The organism is Arthrobacter sp. JCM 19049 (assembly GCF_001310435.1).
Map to the genome: position 1 here is coordinate 1 of NZ_BAXF01000701.1, position 909 is coordinate 909.

The 909-nt window shown below is 61.5% G+C and carries 2 protein-coding genes; one reads left to right on the forward strand and one right to left on the reverse strand.

The genetic code is table 11. From position 1 onward, the window contains the following. A partial coding sequence (locus JCM19049_RS15630; RefSeq protein ID WP_279403381.1) for a hypothetical protein occupies positions 1–185 on the reverse strand: 185 nt, incomplete at its 3' end. 549 nt (positions 186–734) lie between these two features. Here JCM19049_RS15630 and JCM19049_RS21405 point away from each other — a divergent pair. Beyond that, the gene (locus JCM19049_RS21405; RefSeq protein ID WP_279403382.1) at positions 735–896 is read left to right on the forward strand and encodes a hypothetical protein; all 162 of its coding nucleotides are present in this window, start codon (positions 735–737) and stop codon (positions 894–896) included. Positions 897–909: the final 13 nt, after the last annotated feature.

Below are 909 nucleotides of genomic sequence, written 5' to 3' on the forward strand. Positions count from 1 at the left end.
TCTGGACTCAACTCGAAGCCAGGGGTGTCGGCGTACTTCAGGGCCTTCCTCACCGCTTTGCGCCCGGCCTTCGCCCCGGCCTGCTCGGCGCGCTCAAGCACCTGCAGGACGAACAGATCCGCGCCACTCGGAGCCCCCTCGCCTCGTCCGGGGCGCGGGTACTTCTGCCTCTGGTGCTTCGACATCTGCCGGCTCCTTTCGAATCATGCGCGGGTATCGGGTGGCGGTGCCGCACTGGCCCGGCCCACCGCGCTTGGGCCGGCACCTCGAGTCTGCGCGCTGCCGAGCGGGGATACAAGATGGGGCGGCTCACCTCCACCACCGACGTGACTCTCCATAGCGCCGCCCTACCTCGCACTATTTCACGGCTACCGTGATCATCAAGGCTGAAGAATGGATATTTTGCTTGAGCGTTCCATTAGCTGTGTCACGTGTTGACTTCGGTGATGAAAGAAGGGCTGAACTGGCATGGAGATGTTGATGATTCGTTGGAGATCAGTGCCGCTCGGCTCAAACACTGCGGTGTAAAGTTCTAGGTTCCCTGTGAACGGATTGTTCGAAAGGACTTGATAGTGGCCAAGCTGCCTCGTGCTCGCGTCACTGCGACTTCCCGTAAGGAGATTCTTTAGCGCGCGTCGAGCGCGCTGATGTGTAGGCCGTGAGTCAGCAGTTGCCAGGGCCACGCACCAGCGCCATAGTGAACGGCAAAGCAGAGCCGGGAAAACCCCACCACCGTGCTGCTCGGTACGATCTACGCCCGCTACGGCGGGGCCGGGGTATTGGCCTTGGATAACAACCAAACCCCGGGCCCCCTGGACTGGCGCACCGAACATGACCCGCACAGATTGTCGGAGCCGCTGCCTGAATCCGAAATGCTCTTGGATACCCGAGCCTAAACGGCAGACCTAG